The sequence below is a fragment of the Faecalibacterium sp. DFI.5.82 genome, from assembly GCF_029076575.1.
Lineage (GTDB): Bacteria > Bacillota > Clostridia > Oscillospirales > Ruminococcaceae > Faecalibacterium > Faecalibacterium duncaniae.
The window spans coordinates 1-321 of sequence record NZ_JARFIS010000343.1; the positions used below are offsets into that span (position 1 = coordinate 1).

Here is a 321-nt window from a genome sequence, read left to right on the forward strand (position 1 = left end):
CCTCTTTTTCAGGACCTTGGGCTCGATCCAGGTCACGGCGGCATCGCCGGGCAGCTTTCTGGCGATCAGGGCCTTGATCTAGATGCCCATCTCGGTGAACATCCCCTCGTGCTCGGTGCGGATGATCCACTCCGGCTCGTTCTCGTGCAGGTCAAAGGTCTTCCAGGTGATCTCGTAGCCGGAAGCGGGGAAGTACTCCAGGCTGTCGCGGAACAGGTCGTCGTCATCGGTCTTGTAGTAGATCTCGCCGCCGTCCTTCAGGAATTCGCGGTACTGGATGAGCTGGCGGGGATAGGTGAGCCGGTGCTTGTTGGAGGAAGC

Annotated in this window: 1 pseudogene; it reads right to left on the minus strand. The window is 60.1% G+C overall.

Features of this window, described 5'->3' with window-relative positions:
* Positions 1 to 321, minus strand: a pseudogene (locus tag P0G09_RS16920) (tRNA (guanosine(46)-N7)-methyltransferase TrmB); the annotation flags it as partial.